We start from the raw sequence: 16,988 nt of genomic DNA, 5'->3' as shown, positions 1-16,988 counted from the left end.
CAATGATGGGAATTGTACAATAAGGGTAAATCAATACTTTTGGGGGCTTTTGTAAAAAGGTATTTAATAAAAAGAGTCCACTGAAAATTCAATTTCAATGGACTCTTTTGGTATTAATTCAAAACTACTTCTCTTTTTTCTTCTGGAAAAATAAAGTTGATGGGTTTTGATACTTTTTCTTTCATTAAGGCGATTTGCAACACTTCATCTACCATGTCAACATAATGGAAAGTAAGGTCAGCAATGTACGAAGGCGTGATTTCTTCAATGTCTTTTCTGTTTTTATGACAAAGAATAATTTCTTGAATACCGGCACGTTTGGCTGCCAAAATTTTCTCTTTGATACCTCCTACTGGCAATACTTTTCCTCTGAGGGTTACTTCGCCCGTCATGGCTAAATGTGGCTTCACTTTGCGTTGCGTTAAAGCAGAGGCAATGGAAGTCGTCATGGTAATACCAGCCGAAGGGCCATCTTTTGGTACTGCTCCAGCAGGTACGTGAATATGGAGATTATAATTATCGAAAATACGATAATCAATATCATACTCATCGGCATGGGCTCTCAAGTATGAAAGTGCTGCCATAGCAGATTCTTTCATCACATCGCCTAATTGTCCCGAAAGCGTTACTCCTCCTTTTCCTCGGTTCAGAATAGATTCAATAAATAAAATATCACCGCCTACTGGTGTCCAAGCTAAGCCTGTTACAACGCCCGCAGTATCGTTGGTTTCATATAAATCTTTATCGAATAATTCTTGTCCTAAAAGTTTTACTACTTCTTCGGGTTTTATCATTTTAGGATATTCCTCTTGCATGGCAATTGATTTGGTAATTTTACGAATCAATTTACCTACTTGCTGTTCGAGTTTCCGAACGCCCGATTCACGAGTATAGCCTTCAATGAGTTTCTGCAATGCTCCATCTGTAATATTCAATGCTTTGCTATCTAAACCGTGTTCTTCTTTTTGTTTAGGAACAAGGTGTTTTTTCGCAATTTGAATCTTCTCTTCCATGGTATAACCGCTTATGTCGATTATTTCCATACGGTCGAGCAGGGCAGGATGAATCGTATCCAAAGAGTTTGCCGTAGCAATGAACAATACTTTTGAAAGGTCGTATTCTACTTCCAAATAATTGTCCATGAAAGCATTGTTTTGTTCTGGGTCAAGTACTTCCAACAAAGCCGAAGAAGGGTCGCCACGGTGGTCTGAACCTACTTTATCAATTTCATCTAAGATAAAAACAGGATTCGCCGAGCCAGCTTTTTTGATATTCTGAATCAATTTTCCGGGCATTGCTCCGATGTAGGTTTTACGGTGACCTCTGATTTCAGATTCGTCATGTAAACCACCCAATGCCATTCTTACGTACTTACGACCTAATGCTTTGGCAACGGATTTTCCCAAAGAGGTTTTTCCAACCCCCGGAGGGCCGTACAAACACAAAATTGGGGCTTTCATATTGCCTTTCATTTTCAAAACTGCCAAGTACTCAATGATTCTTTCCTTCACTTTTTCAAGTCCGAAATGGTCTGAATCAAGTACTTTTTGGGCTTTTTTGAGGTCGAAATTATCTTTTGTGGTTTCGTTCCAAGGTAAATCAACCAACAATTCTACATAGTTCATCAGCATCGGATATTCAGCCGACATTGAATTAGTACGTTGTAATTTGCCAAGTTCTTTCTGGAAGTGTTCGCCAATTTCTTTACTCCATTTTTTATTTGCTCCTTTCGCTCTAATTTTATCAATTTCGGCTTCGGGGCTATCAACGCCAAGTTCTTCTTGTAAAACTTTTATTTGTTGGCGTAAGTAATAATCTCTTTGTTGTTGGTCGATGTCGCTACTGGCTTTACTTTGGATTTCACGCTTGATTTCCAGTAAGTCAATATCAGTCATCATCAATTCGAGTAATCTACGAGCTTGGTCAAGTCCGTTGATAGTCTCCAACAATTGTTGTTTTTCTGCTAATTCAGCATTTACATTGGCAGAAAGGAAGTGAATCAAGAAATTGGGTGATTCGATATTATCCAAAGCGATTTGTGCCTCACGAGGAATCTCGGGATTCAAGAACAAAATTCGTGAAGCCATTTCTCTCAGCGACTGAATCAAGGCTTTGTTTTCTTTGTTCAGTTTTGCTGGAAGGTTGTCTTCAAGATAAGTAACTTTGGCAATTAAATTTGGCTCTGTTTTGGTATATTCTTGTACTTCAAAACGCTTACGACCTTGTACGATGATGGTCGTATTTCCACCGGGCAACACAATCATTTTAATGATGTGTGCTACTGTTCCTATTTTATATAAATCATCGCCAGTCGGTTCTTCTTTATTGGGATTTGCTTGCGTAATTACACCAATTGTTCTATTGCCTTTATAAGCTTTTTTTACAAGGCGAACAGATTTTTGTCTTCCCACAGTAATTGGAATAACCATACCTGGGAATAGAATCACATTGCGGATAGGCAAAATAGGTAATTCGTTGGTGAGTTTTCCCAATTTTTCATCGTCAACTCCTTCCGAACCTAATGGAATCAGCTCTATGCCTTCGAAATCAGAAATTTCGGCAAGTTTAAGGTTATTTAAAAAGTTTTTATCGAGACTCATATTATGAATTATGCAAATTTGGAAATATGTTGAACAATAGTAATGTAGGAAATCCTCAGAGTGTGAATATTAATTTTATAAAAATACTTTAAAGGGGTTTAAGAGTTATAAAGTGATATTTCCAAATTCAAATGGAATATTCTGCCACTATGACAGAATACATAAAATTACATTTAAAATTAATACAATCAAATTTGATTTATTAAATGGTCAAACCTTATGCCAATTGACACATTGACAGGTATTTTCATAAACTTATAAAAAGATTGTGGATGATTGACAAAAATTGGCATTGAGTAATTACTTTCGTTTGTTGGTTAATGATTTGAAATAGGCTTATTTATCAAAACGTTTTTGCTAACATTCTGTTGCACTTAATGCTAAACCTGCTTCGGATGTTTCTTTATATTTTTTCGACATATCTTTCCCTGTGGCTTTCATTACTTTGATAACACTATCCAATGAAATTTTTTGTAACGAACTATTTCCAGAAGTTGCTAATAAAAATGCGTTATAGGATTTTACTGCTCCCATTGCGTTGCGTTCGATACAAGGAATTTGAACATATCCACCGATAGGGTCGCAAGTCATTCCCAAATGATGTTCGATACCGATTTCAGCCGCCGATTCCATCGCATTTATATCTTTGGTAGCACAGTAAGTAAGCATCGCCGCTGCCATCGCCGAAGCCGTGCCGATTTCGCCCATACAACCCATTTCTGCTCCCGAAATACTGGCATTGTGTTTTACCAAAAAGCCAACTGCTGCCGCTGCCCACATGCCATCACGCATCAAGGCTGGCGAGTAGTGAAAATGATTTTTTATCAAATAAGTAATGCCCGGAATTACTCCTGATGCCCCAGAAGTAGGAGCTGTTACAACGATATTTCCAGCAGCGTTTTCTTCGGAGGCTGCCAAACAATAGGCATTTAGAAAAATCAAAAAACTATCACTGGTAATGGCTAAGTTTTTAGCTTTCTCATAAAGTAAAGGAGCTTTTCGGCTTAATTTAATCGTACCGGGTAGAATTCTTTTGTCTTTTAGTCCTCGCTTCACGGCTTTGTGCATAAAATCCAAAATAGTATCTATCCTTTTTTCGATTTCTTTTTTACTTACTCCTGTCAATGCCATTTCGTTTGCCATCATTAGCTCCGTCAAAGTGATTTTTTCACGGCTAAGATGGGCTTTTAAATCTTTCATGGTGGTGTAGGGGTAGGGTGGCACAGGCATGTTGGCTTGCTGTTGTTTTTCGCCTTTTCTGTAAATAAAACCACCACCGATAGAATAATACTCGTGTTCAAGAAGAATATTTTCACCTTCTTTCAATTTCAAAACCATTGTATTGGCGTGTGGAGAATCGTATTTTCCTTTATGAAAGAAAAAGTCTTCGGCATTTACTTCAATAAGTTGTTCATGAAATTGTACGGGATATTTCTCATCAGGGTTTTTAAGAATCTTCAAAAATTTCACTGGGTCGCAGGCATCTGGTTTCCAACCCAAAAGTCCTGCAACAATGGCTCTGTCTGTTCCATGTCCTTTGCCTGTGGCACTTAATGAACCGTATAAATGAATTTCAATACTTAGCTTTGTTGAAAAAATAGTATTCGGCAAGTGGTTGATTTCTGTGAGAAAATCGTAGGCTGCCTTCATTGGCCCAATCGTGTGTGAGCTTGATGGACCAGGCCCAACTTTGAATAAATCAAAAATAGAAGTAGTGATTACTTTTGAGTGCATAGTCATGAGGATGAATTATCAGTTATAGGGATAAATATACATATTTTAAGCCCTTTTTTATGAGTATTCGCCCGACTATATTTTAATAAAAAATAGTTATACGTTTATGCTTAACTTAAAAAGAGCAAAACAAAAAATGCGTTTAAACAAATAGAACCCAAGAAGTTGAGTTGCATCGTATATTTGAAATTGGCTAAGGTTTCATCTTTTAAAACCTTTAAAAACCAAACATTAAAAAAGATTAAAACAGGCGACATCAACCCTAAATAAACCGCAAATGTTGGATAAGTAAAAATGGTTTTTCCTTGAAAAAAGAAGAAAAAGCCAATGGTTACCAATAAAAAAATACCTGCCGTAAACAGAAAAGTACCTCTGATTCCCAACAATCTACTCATGGTTAAATCTCCCCTTTTAGCGTCTTCTTCGTGTTGATAAATTTGGGTCATCGGGTAAAAACCTAATAAATTAAAGCTACTCAAAGCCGCTGGAAACAAATATTTGTATTGGAACAAATCTGTCAATGAAATATTATCAATAGATTGAATAACGGTTAAGTAAGTAAAAGCCCCTTGGAAAACACCCACCGTTAGCCAGCTAATAATCGGATATTTTTTTAGTCTGATAACATCATTTGAATAAGCTTTTGAAACACTACTGTACACCAACAAAGCCACCGCTAAAACCCAACTTGAAATAAAAAAAGCAATTACAACCGCCACAATATCCAAAGCCCAAGCTACATAAAACAATTCTTTGCTCACAGGAGGCGGATTTTCTAAACCTCCAATCGCCCCTTCGTCCTTGTCGTAATAACTATTATAAGCATTAGAAGCAGGATAAATCAACAAATGTAAAAGCATAAAAACGCCAATCGCTACGCTAAAATCGGGCTGTTGGGTTTGGCTCAAAGCAAACCAATAAACGGGCATCAGGAAAAAAGAAAATGGAATCCTGAGATGTAAGAGAATATTTTTCATAGTTGGTTGTATTGAGTAATTGAGCGAATTAGTGAATTGTAAGTGAGGAGTTTGAAATGCTGATATTTTATAATTAGTAATTCAAACTCCTATGTTAAAATTACCTAAAATCCGAACACCGAAAGCTGACATCCGAAACCCGACATCCAAAACCCAAAAGTTTTATCCTTTTTTCTTCCAAAAATTCCGACTATACATACGCTCAAAAGTCCAACCTTTGGCTTTTAGTCCTGCTGGAATATATGCGAAGGTTTCTTTCGGAGAAATGTGTTCGTAATACAAATCATCGTCTGTTAAAATCAGATACTCATACTTTTCTCCCGATTTTACGGTAATATCAGCAAAAGGCAATTCTTTAAAATGCTCTTCTTTATTTTTCGAGATTTGTTCTTTCAATAACCAATTTGCTTGGTACTTTGTTGAAGAAAAAGGTTGTGGTTTGTACTTGCCTTCTGATACTTTTAGGGCGTACTCCAAATAGCTTTTCAATAATTTTGGCCCATCGTTCAAGGTGTTTTCTACCTTTAGTTGATATGGCAAAATACTGCTAACTACTACGATTTTTTCCTTTGCTCTGGTAATGGCTACATTCAAACGGTTTTCGCCTCCTTGCTGATTCAATGAACCAAACTGCATATTCAATTTGCCATTTTTATCTGCTGCATAAGCCACTGAGAAAATAATAATATCTCGTTCGTCGCCTTGTACATTTTCAATATTCTTTACAAATAGAGGTGTTGTTTTTTCAAGTTCATTGTATCGTAAATTGGGTTGAGCATCAATTAAATCTTGAATTAGATTTTGCTGTTTAAAATTGAAAGTAACAATACCAACCGACTTTTCTGGGAACGTATTTTTATAATATTCTACCAAAGCAATTACCTTTTCTGCCTCAATTTGGTTACTGTTATTTTCCCAAATTCCTTCTACTTTCAAGTACTGAATGGCGGGTTCTTTTTTATTGATTTCTTGAAAATCAGGTAAAAGTTGTAAGGTGTTTTTATAAAAATGTTGATTTGAAAAATCAATTAAATCTAAAGTACGGCTACGATAATGTCCACGCAATTGTGTTTGTGGCAAGTACTGGCAAGCCAAATCCAATAAAGAGTCAACCTCCAAAGCAGGCGATTCTTCGTTTTCGTTATCAAATTTTAGTCGATACAAATCATTGGGTTGAAGCTGTTTAGAATCGCCTGCAATCACTACTTGTTTCGCTCTAAAAAGTGCTGGAATGCCTTGTTCTGAAAAACATTGAGAGGCTTCATCAAAAATTACGAGGTCAAAAATAGTTTGTTCAAGTTCAATCGGAAATATTGCCGAAACAGTTTCGGGCGAAGCCAACCAACAAGGAACAAGCCTGAAAATTTCATCAGAAAGTTCAGCAATCAGTTTTCTGAGCGACCAAACTTTTCGTTTTTTGGCTACTTGGTGTTTGAGTTCACGATAAGTAACGATGTTTTGCAATCGGTTTTTTTCTAAATTCTGATAGGTCAGCGTCCGTAATTTTAGCAATAAAATTTCTTTACTTAGTTTTTGTTTACTCAAAACAGCTTCTTGTAATGAATTTTCTAATTCTTTGATTTTCAGCGTACTTACTCCTTTTAAAATTGGTTTTTTATTTTCAATTTCTTTTATCCAAGCGAGTTTCAAGCTGTTGGTAAAACAAGCAATTGGATTTTTTTCATTCAAAAAAAGATTCATTACGCTTTGTTCTGTTCGGCTAAGACTTGCTTTTAAAATATCCAAGGCTTGCATTTCATCGAAATACTTTTGCAAGTACTCAATAGCCTTCGGAGCATTTCGGCGTGTAGCCAATTGCTGAATTTGTGTCGCCGATAAGTAGTTTTTCCAAGTGATTTGTAAATTCACAAGCTCGCTTATAGCCTGCTGCAAAAAGTTTAATTTCGCTTGAAAGTCTGTCCAAGAGCCACTAAGCCATTCGCTGAGATTGATACTTTTAATGTTTTTCAATTCGGTTTCAAACTGGGCAACTTGGTATAATAATTTGAAATTTCGTTCAAACCAACGATAACCTTTACCCAACCATAAGGCTTCGGCAGAAGTACTTATTGGTTTTTTACCCAAGAATAAATAGTCGTGTTTTTCCCACCATTTTTCTAAATCTATTCGTCGTTGGATGCGTTCTTGCAATTTTTTTAAATCATCTACCGAAAGACTAAGTGCGTTGGCAATCACAAGATTTTCGATGGCTTTTTTCTCTTTAGAAAATAGCGTCCAAACGATTCCTCCCAAAGGATTTGCTTTCGCTTTTATCGCTTTGTCAATTTGATAAGCCATTGGCAAAAGTTCGGCATTGGGTAAAGTAATTTCTATTCCTTGTCCCGAGAAAAAACCTCCAACTTCTGCTTCCAGTACCGACAATTTCAATTTATTAATTTTGACTTTTTCCGTGAAATTACGTTTGGCTGTGACAAATACTTTTTCGTTGATAATGGCTTTTTTTACTTGCTCAAGTTCAGCTTTTTCATTGGCAATTTTTTGTAGATTTTCTAAAGAAAGTCTTTGTTGCAATACTTCTTCTGATTGTTTTTCGATACTTTTCACAAAGGTATCTAAACTCAAAATCGCCTCTTCTATTTTAGCAATTTCGCTTGCTTGGCGATGCTGAAAGCTTAAACGATGTTGCCAAAACTGAATACTTTCATCTTGATTGAGGCGAGTGGAATAAGCCAAAAATTGTTTGAACTTGCTAATAAATTCATCCAATTCATTAAAATTGAAATGTTGATAATGCAGTGGAAAATCTATAAAATCTTCATCAACAGCACTGGTCAGGTACAATTCTTTCACAGAAATGCCGCAGTCATTAATGGCAAAAAGTGCTTCTTTGAAATCTTGCAATTCTTCCGAAATCTTATCAATTTGTCGGCTTTGTTGCGTGAAACTTCTTTCAATAAAAAATGAATCAAGACTCAAATTTTGTTTTTGGTAATGCTCAACTTGCTCAATTTGATTCAAAATTTGTCCGTACAAAGCTTTTCTATCATTCTTGAAATCGTGAACATTGCCAACAAAATCACGCATTCCAACTTGCGTGAGTCGTTCTTGCACCACATCCAAAGCCGCTCTTTTCTGACAAACAACTAATACTTTTTTGCCACGAGCCGTAAAATCTGCTACCAGATTACAAATCAACTGCGACTTTCCCGTTCCGGGCGGACCTTGTACTACCAACGACTGCCCTTCCTTTACTTCACGCAAGGCTTTTTCTTGTGAAGTATCAATTTCAAAAGGCGTAAGTAATTGCTCTTCTTTGATTTGAATGACTTCATCACTACGATGGTTGGGAAAAAGATTTTCAACAGCGTAGGTTTCATTTTGAGTGAATTTTTCAATCAAAAATTCATAATCAGGTACTAAAAATGAACCAGCCTGTGGAAAAATTCCCAGTACAGCCTGTGGCATTAGCATCAATTCGCCGTTGCGTTCGGTACTTTCTAAAGATGCTCTGGTGAATTTTTCAAAAGGAATTAATTGATTATTGAACAAGTCCTTGTTGAAATTGACTTTCAATGGAGAGTTTTTCAAGTACTCGTACAGTTGAGTGCGAAATTCAAGCGAATTTTTAGCGAAATCTTCTAAAGAAAAATCTAAAAACTCGTCAGTCAAATGAATATTATTGAAGTAAGAATAAGCCAACAAAAAACTTCGGTTGAGCGTAATAGGCTCTTCACGCATTTCGATTTGCCAAACTTCTTGTTTTTCCTCAGCAGTACTCGTAAGAACTGTTTGAAGATGAACAGGAAAAAAAAGTAAGGGACAACGCACAACCGTTCCGTCCGAGAATTTTCCTTGAACGATTGGATAGCCCACATACAAATCCTCAGAGCCACGCTCTTCCTCAATCAGTTTTTCATGTCTTGAAATTTTTCGTAAACGCTTACTCAATTCGTTTACTTTTTCGTAGCGTGGGTCGTGGGTTTCGCAAAGCGAAATAGTACTTTTTTGAGCCATCAATTGCTCAATCAACTGAAATGAAGGTTTTTTATAGAGAAAATCAAGTTCGTGAACATCCAAAAATTGTTCTGTGGAAGCAGATAACAACAGCAAGGATTTATTCCTCGAACTCAGATTCGTAAGTCGTTTTAAGTATGATTTTAGAACAGACTGTAAGGTATTTTCTTCCACGATAAATATTTGACAATTGATGATTCGGATTTACTCAAAATGAAATTACCTAAAAGATAAGAAAATTAGTGTGATTAGCGATAATTTCAAGATGTCTAATTTTAATATTTCCCCTATTCTATATATGAACGTACAATCTGTTTTTTAGGTTTAAAATAGTAACAAGTAAACAAATGAAAGAGATAATGAAAACAGCCATAATAATTGGAGCAACGGGCTTGGTCGGAAGTACGCTTGCCAAACAAATACTTGAAAATCCTGAGTACTCGAAAGTAACCTTGTTGCTTCGTAAACCTTTGGATTTACAGCATCCAAAATTGACACAAGAAATTATTGATTTTGATAAACTCGACAGTACAAAAATTATTGGCGATGATTTGTTCTGTGCGATGGGAACGACTTTGCGAAAAGCGGGTTCAAAACAAGCACAGTATAAAATAGATTGTACTTATCCCTTTGAAATGGGTAAAATCGCCAAGGCAAATGGCGTAAAACAGTACATTTTGGTTTCGTCAATTGGTTCTGATGCCAATTCAAGTAATTTTTATTTAAGAACCAAAGGCGATTTAGAACAAAAAATCAAGGCTTTAGGCTTTGAAAATTTCATCAGCGTTCGCCCCTCTTTTATTTTGGGCGATAGACAAGAATTTCGTTTGGGCGAAAAAATCGGGATTGTATTAGCCAAAGTAATTTCACCCCTTTTAATAGGAAGTTTTAAAAAATATAGAGGAATAGAAGCCGCCCAAATCGCAAAAGGAATGCAAGTATTGGCTAACAAAGGTTTAAAAGGCGTACATTTCATTGAGTCGGATGCGTTGGCGGAGTTGTAGGCTGAGATATTTTCAGTACCCTTTGTGTATCTTTGTTGAAATAAAAATATCCTTATGACAATCATCGAAACCTTTCAATCCAGAAAAATCCATTTCCAAAATATTGCTGAACAATTTCAAAAACAGTATAATCAATGGGCTGTTTTTAGGGCTATTTTATTTGTAGTTGTCGCCCTTGTTGCTTACTTTTTTTATGAATTTTATGATTTTGCTTACTCGCTTTTAGTACTACTTGTGGGCATTGCTTTGTTTTTGTTTTCGGTTACTAAACATTTAAAAATAAAGTATTTAAGAGATAAAAATAGAGTTTTAAGTACCCTTAACGAAGATGAAATCCAGCGTTTGGATAACAGCTTTACTCGTTCGGAAACAGGCGAAAAATTTATTGAAAATCAACATTTTTACGCCAGTGATTTGGATATTTTTGGTAAACAGTCGCTCTTCAAATTACTTAATCGTACTCATACTTTTGATGGGGCTAAAACGCTGGCAAATTGGCTACAACATTCGGCAGACACTACTGAAATTCTTTTACGACAAAAAGCCATAGAAGAACTTAGTCCTAAAATAGATTGGCGACAAGATTTAGAAGCATCAGCCATGTTGATTGAAGAAGTATCCGAATCTACCGATAAATTATTAGCTTGGAACGATACGCTTGCAAACCCTAAAATCAATCAACCTTTATTTAAGTTTGCTAAGTTTTTGCCCTATTTCACAATTCCTGTGTTGTTGGCTTGGCTCATTGGAATAGTGCCTATTTACTTCGCTTTAGCTTTATTAATCGTTCACGGAATCATTCTAAAGCAAATTTATGATGAAGTAACCTTGGCACTCGACCAAACCAATCGGATAGCAGGTGCGATGAAAGCTTATGCTACTTTGTCGGAGTTGATTGTTGAACAGGATTTTCAAGAAGAAAAACTCCAAACATTAAAAAGTAAAATTGCAAACGCAAGTACAGCTATTAGAAGCTTGGAAGACATTCTCAACAAAATGGCGAATAGAACCAATCCCTTTTTTGCTTTTGTGGTGGGCGTACCTACTTTGTGGGATATTTTGTACTTCACCAAATTAGAAAATTGGAAAGAAAATCACCGAGAAAGTTTACCTGTTTGGTTAGCGGTTATTGCTGAGTTTGAAGCCTTGAATAGTTTAGCCGGTTATCGTTTTGCAAATCCCGATTTTATTCAACCGAGCCTTATCAATGAAAGCGTTTGGTTAAAAGCAAAAGCTTTGGGGCATCCGATGATTCGTGCTAGCAAAAGAGTATCAAACGACATAGAATTAGTTGGCGAAGGAAAAACGATTATCATTACAGGCTCGAATATGTCGGGGAAAAGTACTTTTCAACGCACTGTTGCCATCAACATTGTTTTGGCTTTAGCTGGAGGGGTAGTTTGTGCTGAAAGCTTTGAATGTTCGCCTTTACAAGTATTTACCAGTATGCGAAGCAATGATTCTTTGGAAGAAGGTACTTCGTCTTTTTATGCTGAACTAAAACGCTTGAAACAATTGATTGACGAAGTAGCCCAAGAAGATAAAAATACTCCTTCGATACTTTACTTTTTAGATGAAATTCTGAAAGGAACGAACTCTAAAGACCGCCACGAAGGAGCAAGAGCTTTGATGTTGCAATTGCACAAAACCTCAGCATCAGGATTTATTTCTACGCATGACGTAGAGTTAGGAGATGAATTTGACGAGCAGGATTTTGTAAAAAATTATAGTTTTTCTTCAGAAGTAATCAATGATGATTTGGTATTCGATTATAAACTCCGCCAAGGCGTTTGCCATAGTTTCAACGCCAGTGAATTGATGAAGCGGATTGGGATTGAGATGTGATTAAATTAGAAAAGTTACAGTTGTTCAATTCCCTATATTTAACTAACTTTAAATAGCGTATTTCATTTCTTAAATAGATATTCAGATAATTATAATCACCTAAAATGAACATTGGTTTTTGGAATATTAATGGGAAAAAGCTTGGAACACCCATTAGAGACTTTGCCATAATAAATCAATTAGATATTCTAATTTTGGGAGAGTCTCCTTACGAGCCATCTGAGTTGTTACTAATCCTTAACCAATATAGTAGTGATTACTTTTATGCACCCGAAATAATATGTAAGAAAATCCAGTTCTTCATAAAGTTTAAGCCTGAGTTATTCAGTCTGATTGAAGAAAAAAATAGGATAAGTGTTCGCAGGTTATTTTCGGCAAAGCATGGAGTAGTAACTTTGGTAGCAGTTCATTACAATAGCAAAGTAAATTGGTCGAATGAAGACCAAGCTGCTCAAAGTTTGATATACAAAAACTTAATAGATTCGGTAGAAGCACGAGAGGGGCATAAAAGAACTATTATTTGTGGCGATTTTAATATGAATCCTTTTGATGTAGGAATGGTTCAATCGACAGGACTACATGCGGTAATGGAAAAGAAAATAGCAATTAAGCAATCAAGAATAATAGATGGTGATAGTTACGACTTTTTTTATAATCCAATGTGGTCTTTTTTAGGAGACTTAGGTAAGGGAGAGGTATCTGGAAGTTTATATTACAGCCCTGCTAAACCTATCAACTATCATTGGAATTTATTTGACCAAGTATTAATTCGACCAGCTTTGATTAATGATTTTGTTGATGATGAATTAGATATAATTACCAAAATCGGGAAAATAGAGCTTTTAACAAAAAATCATACTATTGATACAAATTACTCAGACCATCTTCCAATAAAATTTAAAATCAATATTTAGATGAAAACAATTGAAGATTTATGGCCAGAAGATTTGGTAAGGATGGATATTCCTTCACCAAAAGAAATATTAATAGAACAAGCGAATTATTTAACAGAAAGGACAAAGAATTTATTGGTTGGAGAGGTAAAAACATCTGCTGTTATGATAAAAAACGAAGGTGAAAACTATATCAACCATGAATTTATCATCAAAGCTCCTTTCATGGGTAATTATCAGTTTGTATTATTGAAAGTAGCACATAAATTATCTATTTATCCATTAACAATTACTGATGAATTAAATGAAGAGAGCTTTGTAATATATGATGAAGGAGAATTTAAGAGAACTTTAGCCCAAATACTAAGATCTAAGTTGGTAAAGGATGCTATTAATTCTTTAGTAGGGCGTATAGGTTATTCTTCTATTTAACTTCCCCCATCTTCATAAAAACAGGAAAATTCACCTTGAAAATATCTGTACTTTTATAGATTACTTTTAAACTTTCTATAAAAGCATCCACAGGATTTTCATGGTGAATTTTGATGTACTTCTGTACACTCGACCAAGTATTCAAATAGCCTTCCAACTCCGTAAGTGTCCATTCATATTCCATCGCAAAAGTCGGACTTTCCATTATCTCAAAAGGAAATGGAATACTTCGGTACTCTTCATCAATAAATCTCCGCTCAGAATCCCAATATTCGCCAATTTGTGTTTGATAAAAATCTTGAAATAAAGTATTGGCTTGTGCATTATCAATCGTCAGCGTGCCGTAGCCCCAAGCAGCAAAAATGGCTTCTGGTTTAGCGATTCTCCGTACTTCTTGAAAAAAACGCTCAAAATCAAACCAATGAATAGCTTGTCCGACCGTAATTAAATCAAAGGTATTATCTGGAAAAGCTGTCTTCTCAGCCTGTGCAATTGAATAATGAATGTTTTCAGCCTGATGAGCATTGTCTAATTGTTTTTGCGAAATATCCGTAGCAAAAACCTGCTCAAAAGTTTCAGCCAAACGAGAAGCCACTTGTCCGTTTCCTGTGGCACAGTCCCAAGCGGTGTTGAAGTTTTTTACTTTTTCGAGTACAAAATCATATAATTCAGCAGGATATTTTGGACGAAATTTGGCATACAAAGCAGCTTGAGTGGAAAAATTGTCTTTAGGCATGGTTCTTCTGATGGTTTTATTTTCGGATAAAAATAAGTAATTACTCAGCAATAACCTAAAGACAAATTTGGTACTAAAGCGTTTTGAGAAGTTCTTTTATATCTGCTCTTTTTTGATAGTTTTCGTCAAAATGTACAAATTCAATTTTACCATTTTTACCAATAATATAAGTAGCTGGTACTGGCAACATCCAATCACCTTGTTGTTTTTCAAGGTCTAAACCATAGCCTTTGTACTTGGTTTGTAAATCGGGCGACATTTCATAAGCTACTTTCCATTGCTTCATAATACTTCTTTCTTTATCGTAAATGATAGAGAAGGTAGCTTTGGTTTTTTCTACGGCTTTGCTGATTGATTCTTCGGGTTCGGGTGTGATGGCAATGACGGTGGCATTTTTCGCTGAAAAATCAGGTAAAGCTTTTTCTATTTCGCTCATGTATTTATTACAGTACGGACACCATGCCCCACGGTAAAACATCAACACAACTTTACCTTTTTTCGTTAATTCCTTCAAATTTACGCTCTTGCCTGCATGGTCGGTTGCTGTAAAAATGGGTGCTTTGTCGCCAATATTCAAAGCTCTGGGCGTGTCCTGTGCCAAAATACTTAAACTACTGATTGTTAGAAGAATTGTGAATAGTTTTTTCATGATTTTTTATACTTTAGATAAAATTTACAGACAAATTTCATAGATTTTACTTTCTTTAGAAGTAAGCAAGCCGACATTTAGAAAAATGTTTTTACAATCCATTTTTAAGCAGTATTTTTACAAAAAAATTATTGAATTGTTGACACAATTATAATAATTCCTTGATTTTCTTTCACAGAAACAAAAATACATGGCTTCACAAACCATGTTATCATCTAATACAATGGCAACAGCAACTTTCACGCTCGAAAGAGATACCGAAATTTTCAACTTGATTAATCAAGAAGCTCACCGTCAGGAGTACGGTATCGAATTGATTGCTTCTGAAAACTTTACTTCTAAGCAAGTAATGGAAGCTCAAGGCTCAGTTTTGACAAACAAGTATGCAGAAGGACTACCAGGCAAACGTTATTATGGCGGATGCGAAGTAGTTGACCAAGTTGAAACAATTGCAATCGAGCGTGCAAAAGCATTGTTCGGTGCTACTTGGGCAAACGTTCAACCTCACTCAGGTGCTCAGGCAAATGCTGCGGTTTTCTTATCTTTCTTGAATCCGGGAGATAAAATTTTAGGTTTCAACCTTTCGCACGGTGGTCACTTATCACATGGTTCTCCTGTAAACTTTTCTGGTAAATACTTCCAAGCATTTTTCTATGGTGTAGAAGAAGAAACTGGTTTGATTGATTGGGACAAAGTAGAAGCAACAGCTTTGAAAGAACAACCAAAATTGATTATCTGTGGTGCTTCAGCTTACTCTCGTGACTGGGACTATGTACGTTTACGTGCTATTGCTGACCAAGTAGGAGCAATTTTATTAGCAGATATTTCTCACCCATCAGCTTTGATTGCTAAAGGTTTATTAAACAACCCAATGCAACATTGCCATATCGTAACGACAACTACTCACAAGACACTAAGAGGGCCTCGTGGTGGTTTGATTATGATGGGACAAGATTTTGAAAATCCATTCGGTTTCAAAACTTTGAAAGGTGAATTAAAAACCATGTCAGCTTTATTAGATGGCGGTGTTTTCCCAGGTACACAAGGTGGTCCATTAGAACACGTAATTGCTGCTAAAGCAATCGCTTTCGGAGAAGCCCTTACTGACGAATTCCAAGCTTATGCCGAACAATTGCAGAAAAATGCTAAAGTAATGGCTCAGGCTTTTGTTGATAAAGGTTATAAAATTATTTCTGGCGGTACTGATAACCATTTAATGCTTATCGACCTACGTCCAAAAGGTTTGACTGGTAAATTGGCAGAAAATACTTTGATTAAAGCTGATATTACTATCAACAAAAACATGGTTCCTTTTGATGACAAATCTCCATTTGTTACTTCAGGTATGCGTGTTGGTACAGCAGCGATGACTACTCGTGGTATGAAAGAAGCAGAAATGTTACATATCGTAGAATTAATCGACAGCGTATTGATGAATCACGATAACGATACTTATCTTCGTTCTGTGAAAACAGAAGTAAACAAATGGATGGAAGCATTTCCATTATATGTTTAGGTCTTAAAAATAGTGATTAGTAATTAGAGATTGGTGATTAGATTTTCAATGTTTTAATTATCAATTCTTTACAAAAATAAAAAAGTCCCAGATGAAATTTCATTTGGGACTTTTTTTATTAGGTAATTTTCGGCAAAAAAGAAAGGCTACAACTTTCGTCGTAGCCTTTTCTTTAAAGAATATCAATCAAATTATTTGATTTCAACTTCAGCACCAGCTTCAACTAAAGATTTTTTCAAACCTTCAGCTTCGTCTTTAGAAACGCCTTCTTTGATAGCTTTTGGAGCACCGTCAACTAAATCTTTAGCTTCTTTCAAGCCAAGACCAGTTAAGTCTTTCACCAATTTAACTACTGCTAATTTGCTTGCACCAGCAGATTTCAAGATTACATCAAATGCTGTTTGTTCAGCAGGAGCTTCAGCAGCTTCACCGCCACCAGCGTTACCAGCAACTACTACTGGAGCAGCAGCAGCAGGTTCGATACCGTACTCATCTTTCAAAATTGCTGCTAATTCATTAACTTCTTTTACAGTTAAGTTCACCAATTGCTCAGCGAATGCTTTTAAATCTGCCATTGTATTAAGATTTTTTATTGTTTACGATTTTATTAATTTACTATATGTTTTT

Annotated in this window: 12 protein-coding genes; 5 read left to right on the top strand and 7 right to left on the bottom strand. The window is 35.8% G+C overall.

Translation table 11 applies throughout. From position 1 onward, the window contains the following. Nucleotides 1-113 precede the first annotated feature (113 nt). The 4 genes from lon to VB248_RS13415 form a co-directional block, all read right to left on the bottom strand. On the bottom strand, nucleotides 114-2,600 hold the full coding sequence (lon, locus tag VB248_RS13430) for an endopeptidase La (protein WP_323297302.1): 2,487 nt from the start codon (nucleotides 2,598-2,600) through the stop codon (nucleotides 114-116). A 357-nt stretch (nucleotides 2,601-2,957) separates the two neighbouring features. Beyond that, the gene (locus VB248_RS13425; protein ID WP_323297301.1) at nucleotides 2,958-4,334 is read right to left on the bottom strand and encodes an L-serine ammonia-lyase; all 1,377 of its coding nucleotides are present in this window, start codon (nucleotides 4,332-4,334) and stop codon (nucleotides 2,958-2,960) included. A 110-nt stretch (nucleotides 4,335-4,444) separates the two neighbouring features. Continuing rightward, a complete protein-coding gene (locus VB248_RS13420; RefSeq protein ID WP_323297300.1) occupies nucleotides 4,445-5,311 on the bottom strand; it encodes a UbiA family prenyltransferase in 867 nt (288 codons plus the stop codon). A 162-nt stretch (nucleotides 5,312-5,473) separates the two neighbouring features. Next, the gene (locus VB248_RS13415; RefSeq protein WP_323297299.1) at nucleotides 5,474-9,460 is read right to left on the bottom strand and encodes an AAA domain-containing protein; all 3,987 of its coding nucleotides are present in this window, start codon (nucleotides 9,458-9,460) and stop codon (nucleotides 5,474-5,476) included. Nucleotides 9,461-9,645: 185 nt separating this feature from the next. Here VB248_RS13415 and VB248_RS13410 point away from each other — a divergent pair, with 185 nt between their 5' ends. The 4 genes from VB248_RS13410 (at nucleotide 9,646) to VB248_RS13395 (ending at nucleotide 13,460) form a co-directional block, all read left to right on the top strand. Further along, nucleotides 9,646-10,290: an oxidoreductase gene (locus VB248_RS13410; RefSeq protein ID WP_323297298.1), complete on the top strand. Its 645-nt coding sequence runs from the start codon at nucleotides 9,646-9,648 to the stop codon at nucleotides 10,288-10,290. 54 nt (nucleotides 10,291-10,344) lie between these two features. Next, the gene (locus VB248_RS13405) at nucleotides 10,345-12,135 is read left to right on the top strand and encodes a MutS-related protein (protein ID WP_323297297.1); all 1,791 of its coding nucleotides are present in this window, start codon (nucleotides 10,345-10,347) and stop codon (nucleotides 12,133-12,135) included. A 104-nt stretch (nucleotides 12,136-12,239) separates the two neighbouring features. Beyond that, nucleotides 12,240-13,049 carry an endonuclease/exonuclease/phosphatase family protein gene (locus VB248_RS13400; protein WP_323297296.1) on the top strand — a complete coding sequence of 270 codons (810 nt, stop codon included), beginning with the start codon at nucleotides 12,240-12,242 and terminating at the stop codon, nucleotides 13,047-13,049. After that, complete coding sequence (locus tag VB248_RS13395) at nucleotides 13,050-13,460, top strand: hypothetical protein (protein ID WP_323297295.1); 411 nt, start codon at nucleotides 13,050-13,052, stop codon at nucleotides 13,458-13,460. Here the strand turns inward: VB248_RS13395 and VB248_RS13390 are convergent. Next, the gene (locus VB248_RS13390) at nucleotides 13,453-14,196 is read right to left on the bottom strand and encodes a class I SAM-dependent methyltransferase (protein WP_323297294.1); all 744 of its coding nucleotides are present in this window, start codon (nucleotides 14,194-14,196) and stop codon (nucleotides 13,453-13,455) included. The genes VB248_RS13395 and VB248_RS13390 overlap by 8 nt on opposite strands. 73 nt (nucleotides 14,197-14,269) lie before the next feature. Beyond that, nucleotides 14,270-14,845, bottom strand: coding sequence for a peroxiredoxin-like family protein (locus VB248_RS13385; protein ID WP_323297293.1), 576 nt, complete (start codon nucleotides 14,843-14,845; stop codon nucleotides 14,270-14,272). 223 nt (nucleotides 14,846-15,068) lie between these two features. Between VB248_RS13385 and VB248_RS13380 the strand changes: the two genes are divergently transcribed. Beyond that, complete coding sequence (locus VB248_RS13380; RefSeq protein WP_323297354.1) at nucleotides 15,069-16,361, top strand: serine hydroxymethyltransferase; 1,293 nt, start codon at nucleotides 15,069-15,071, stop codon at nucleotides 16,359-16,361. 191 nt (nucleotides 16,362-16,552) lie between these two features. Here VB248_RS13380 and rplL read toward each other — a convergent pair whose 3' ends face one another. Next, nucleotides 16,553-16,936: a 50S ribosomal protein L7/L12 gene (gene rplL, locus VB248_RS13375; RefSeq protein ID WP_323297292.1), complete on the bottom strand. Its 384-nt coding sequence runs from the start codon at nucleotides 16,934-16,936 to the stop codon at nucleotides 16,553-16,555. Between the last annotated feature and the right edge of the window lie 52 nt (nucleotides 16,937-16,988).

Origin of the sequence: Arcicella rigui (assembly GCF_034929435.1) — a bacterium.
GTDB classification, from domain to species: domain Bacteria; phylum Bacteroidota; class Bacteroidia; order Cytophagales; family Spirosomataceae; genus Arcicella; species Arcicella rigui.
Note: the sequence above shows the minus strand (reverse complement) of the source record. Positions and strands in the feature narration are given on the sequence as shown.

What these genes read in the sequence shown, in the direction of transcription:
- rplL (WP_323297292.1), bottom strand. Translation starts at nt 16,936, where the DNA reads ATGGCAGATTTAAAAGCATTCGCTGAGCAATTGGTGAACTTAACTGTA.
- VB248_RS13385 (WP_323297293.1), bottom strand. Translation starts at nt 14,845, where the DNA reads ATGAAAAAACTATTCACAATTCTTCTAACAATCAGTAGTTTAAGTATT.
- lon (WP_323297302.1), bottom strand. Translation starts at nt 2,600, where the DNA reads ATGAGTCTCGATAAAAACTTTTTAAATAACCTTAAACTTGCCGAAATT.
- VB248_RS13380 (WP_323297354.1), top strand. Translation starts at nt 15,069, where the DNA reads ATGGCAACAGCAACTTTCACGCTCGAAAGAGATACCGAAATTTTCAAC.
- VB248_RS13395 (WP_323297295.1), top strand. Translation starts at nt 13,050, where the DNA reads ATGAAAACAATTGAAGATTTATGGCCAGAAGATTTGGTAAGGATGGAT.
- VB248_RS13400 (WP_323297296.1), top strand. Translation starts at nt 12,240, where the DNA reads ATGAACATTGGTTTTTGGAATATTAATGGGAAAAAGCTTGGAACACCC.
- VB248_RS13420 (WP_323297300.1), bottom strand. Translation starts at nt 5,311, where the DNA reads ATGAAAAATATTCTCTTACATCTCAGGATTCCATTTTCTTTTTTCCTG.
- VB248_RS13405 (WP_323297297.1), top strand. Translation starts at nt 10,345, where the DNA reads ATGACAATCATCGAAACCTTTCAATCCAGAAAAATCCATTTCCAAAAT.
- VB248_RS13410 (WP_323297298.1), top strand. Translation starts at nt 9,646, where the DNA reads ATGAAAACAGCCATAATAATTGGAGCAACGGGCTTGGTCGGAAGTACG.
- VB248_RS13390 (WP_323297294.1), bottom strand. Translation starts at nt 14,196, where the DNA reads ATGCCTAAAGACAATTTTTCCACTCAAGCTGCTTTGTATGCCAAATTT.
- VB248_RS13425 (WP_323297301.1), bottom strand. Translation starts at nt 4,334, where the DNA reads ATGCACTCAAAAGTAATCACTACTTCTATTTTTGATTTATTCAAAGTT.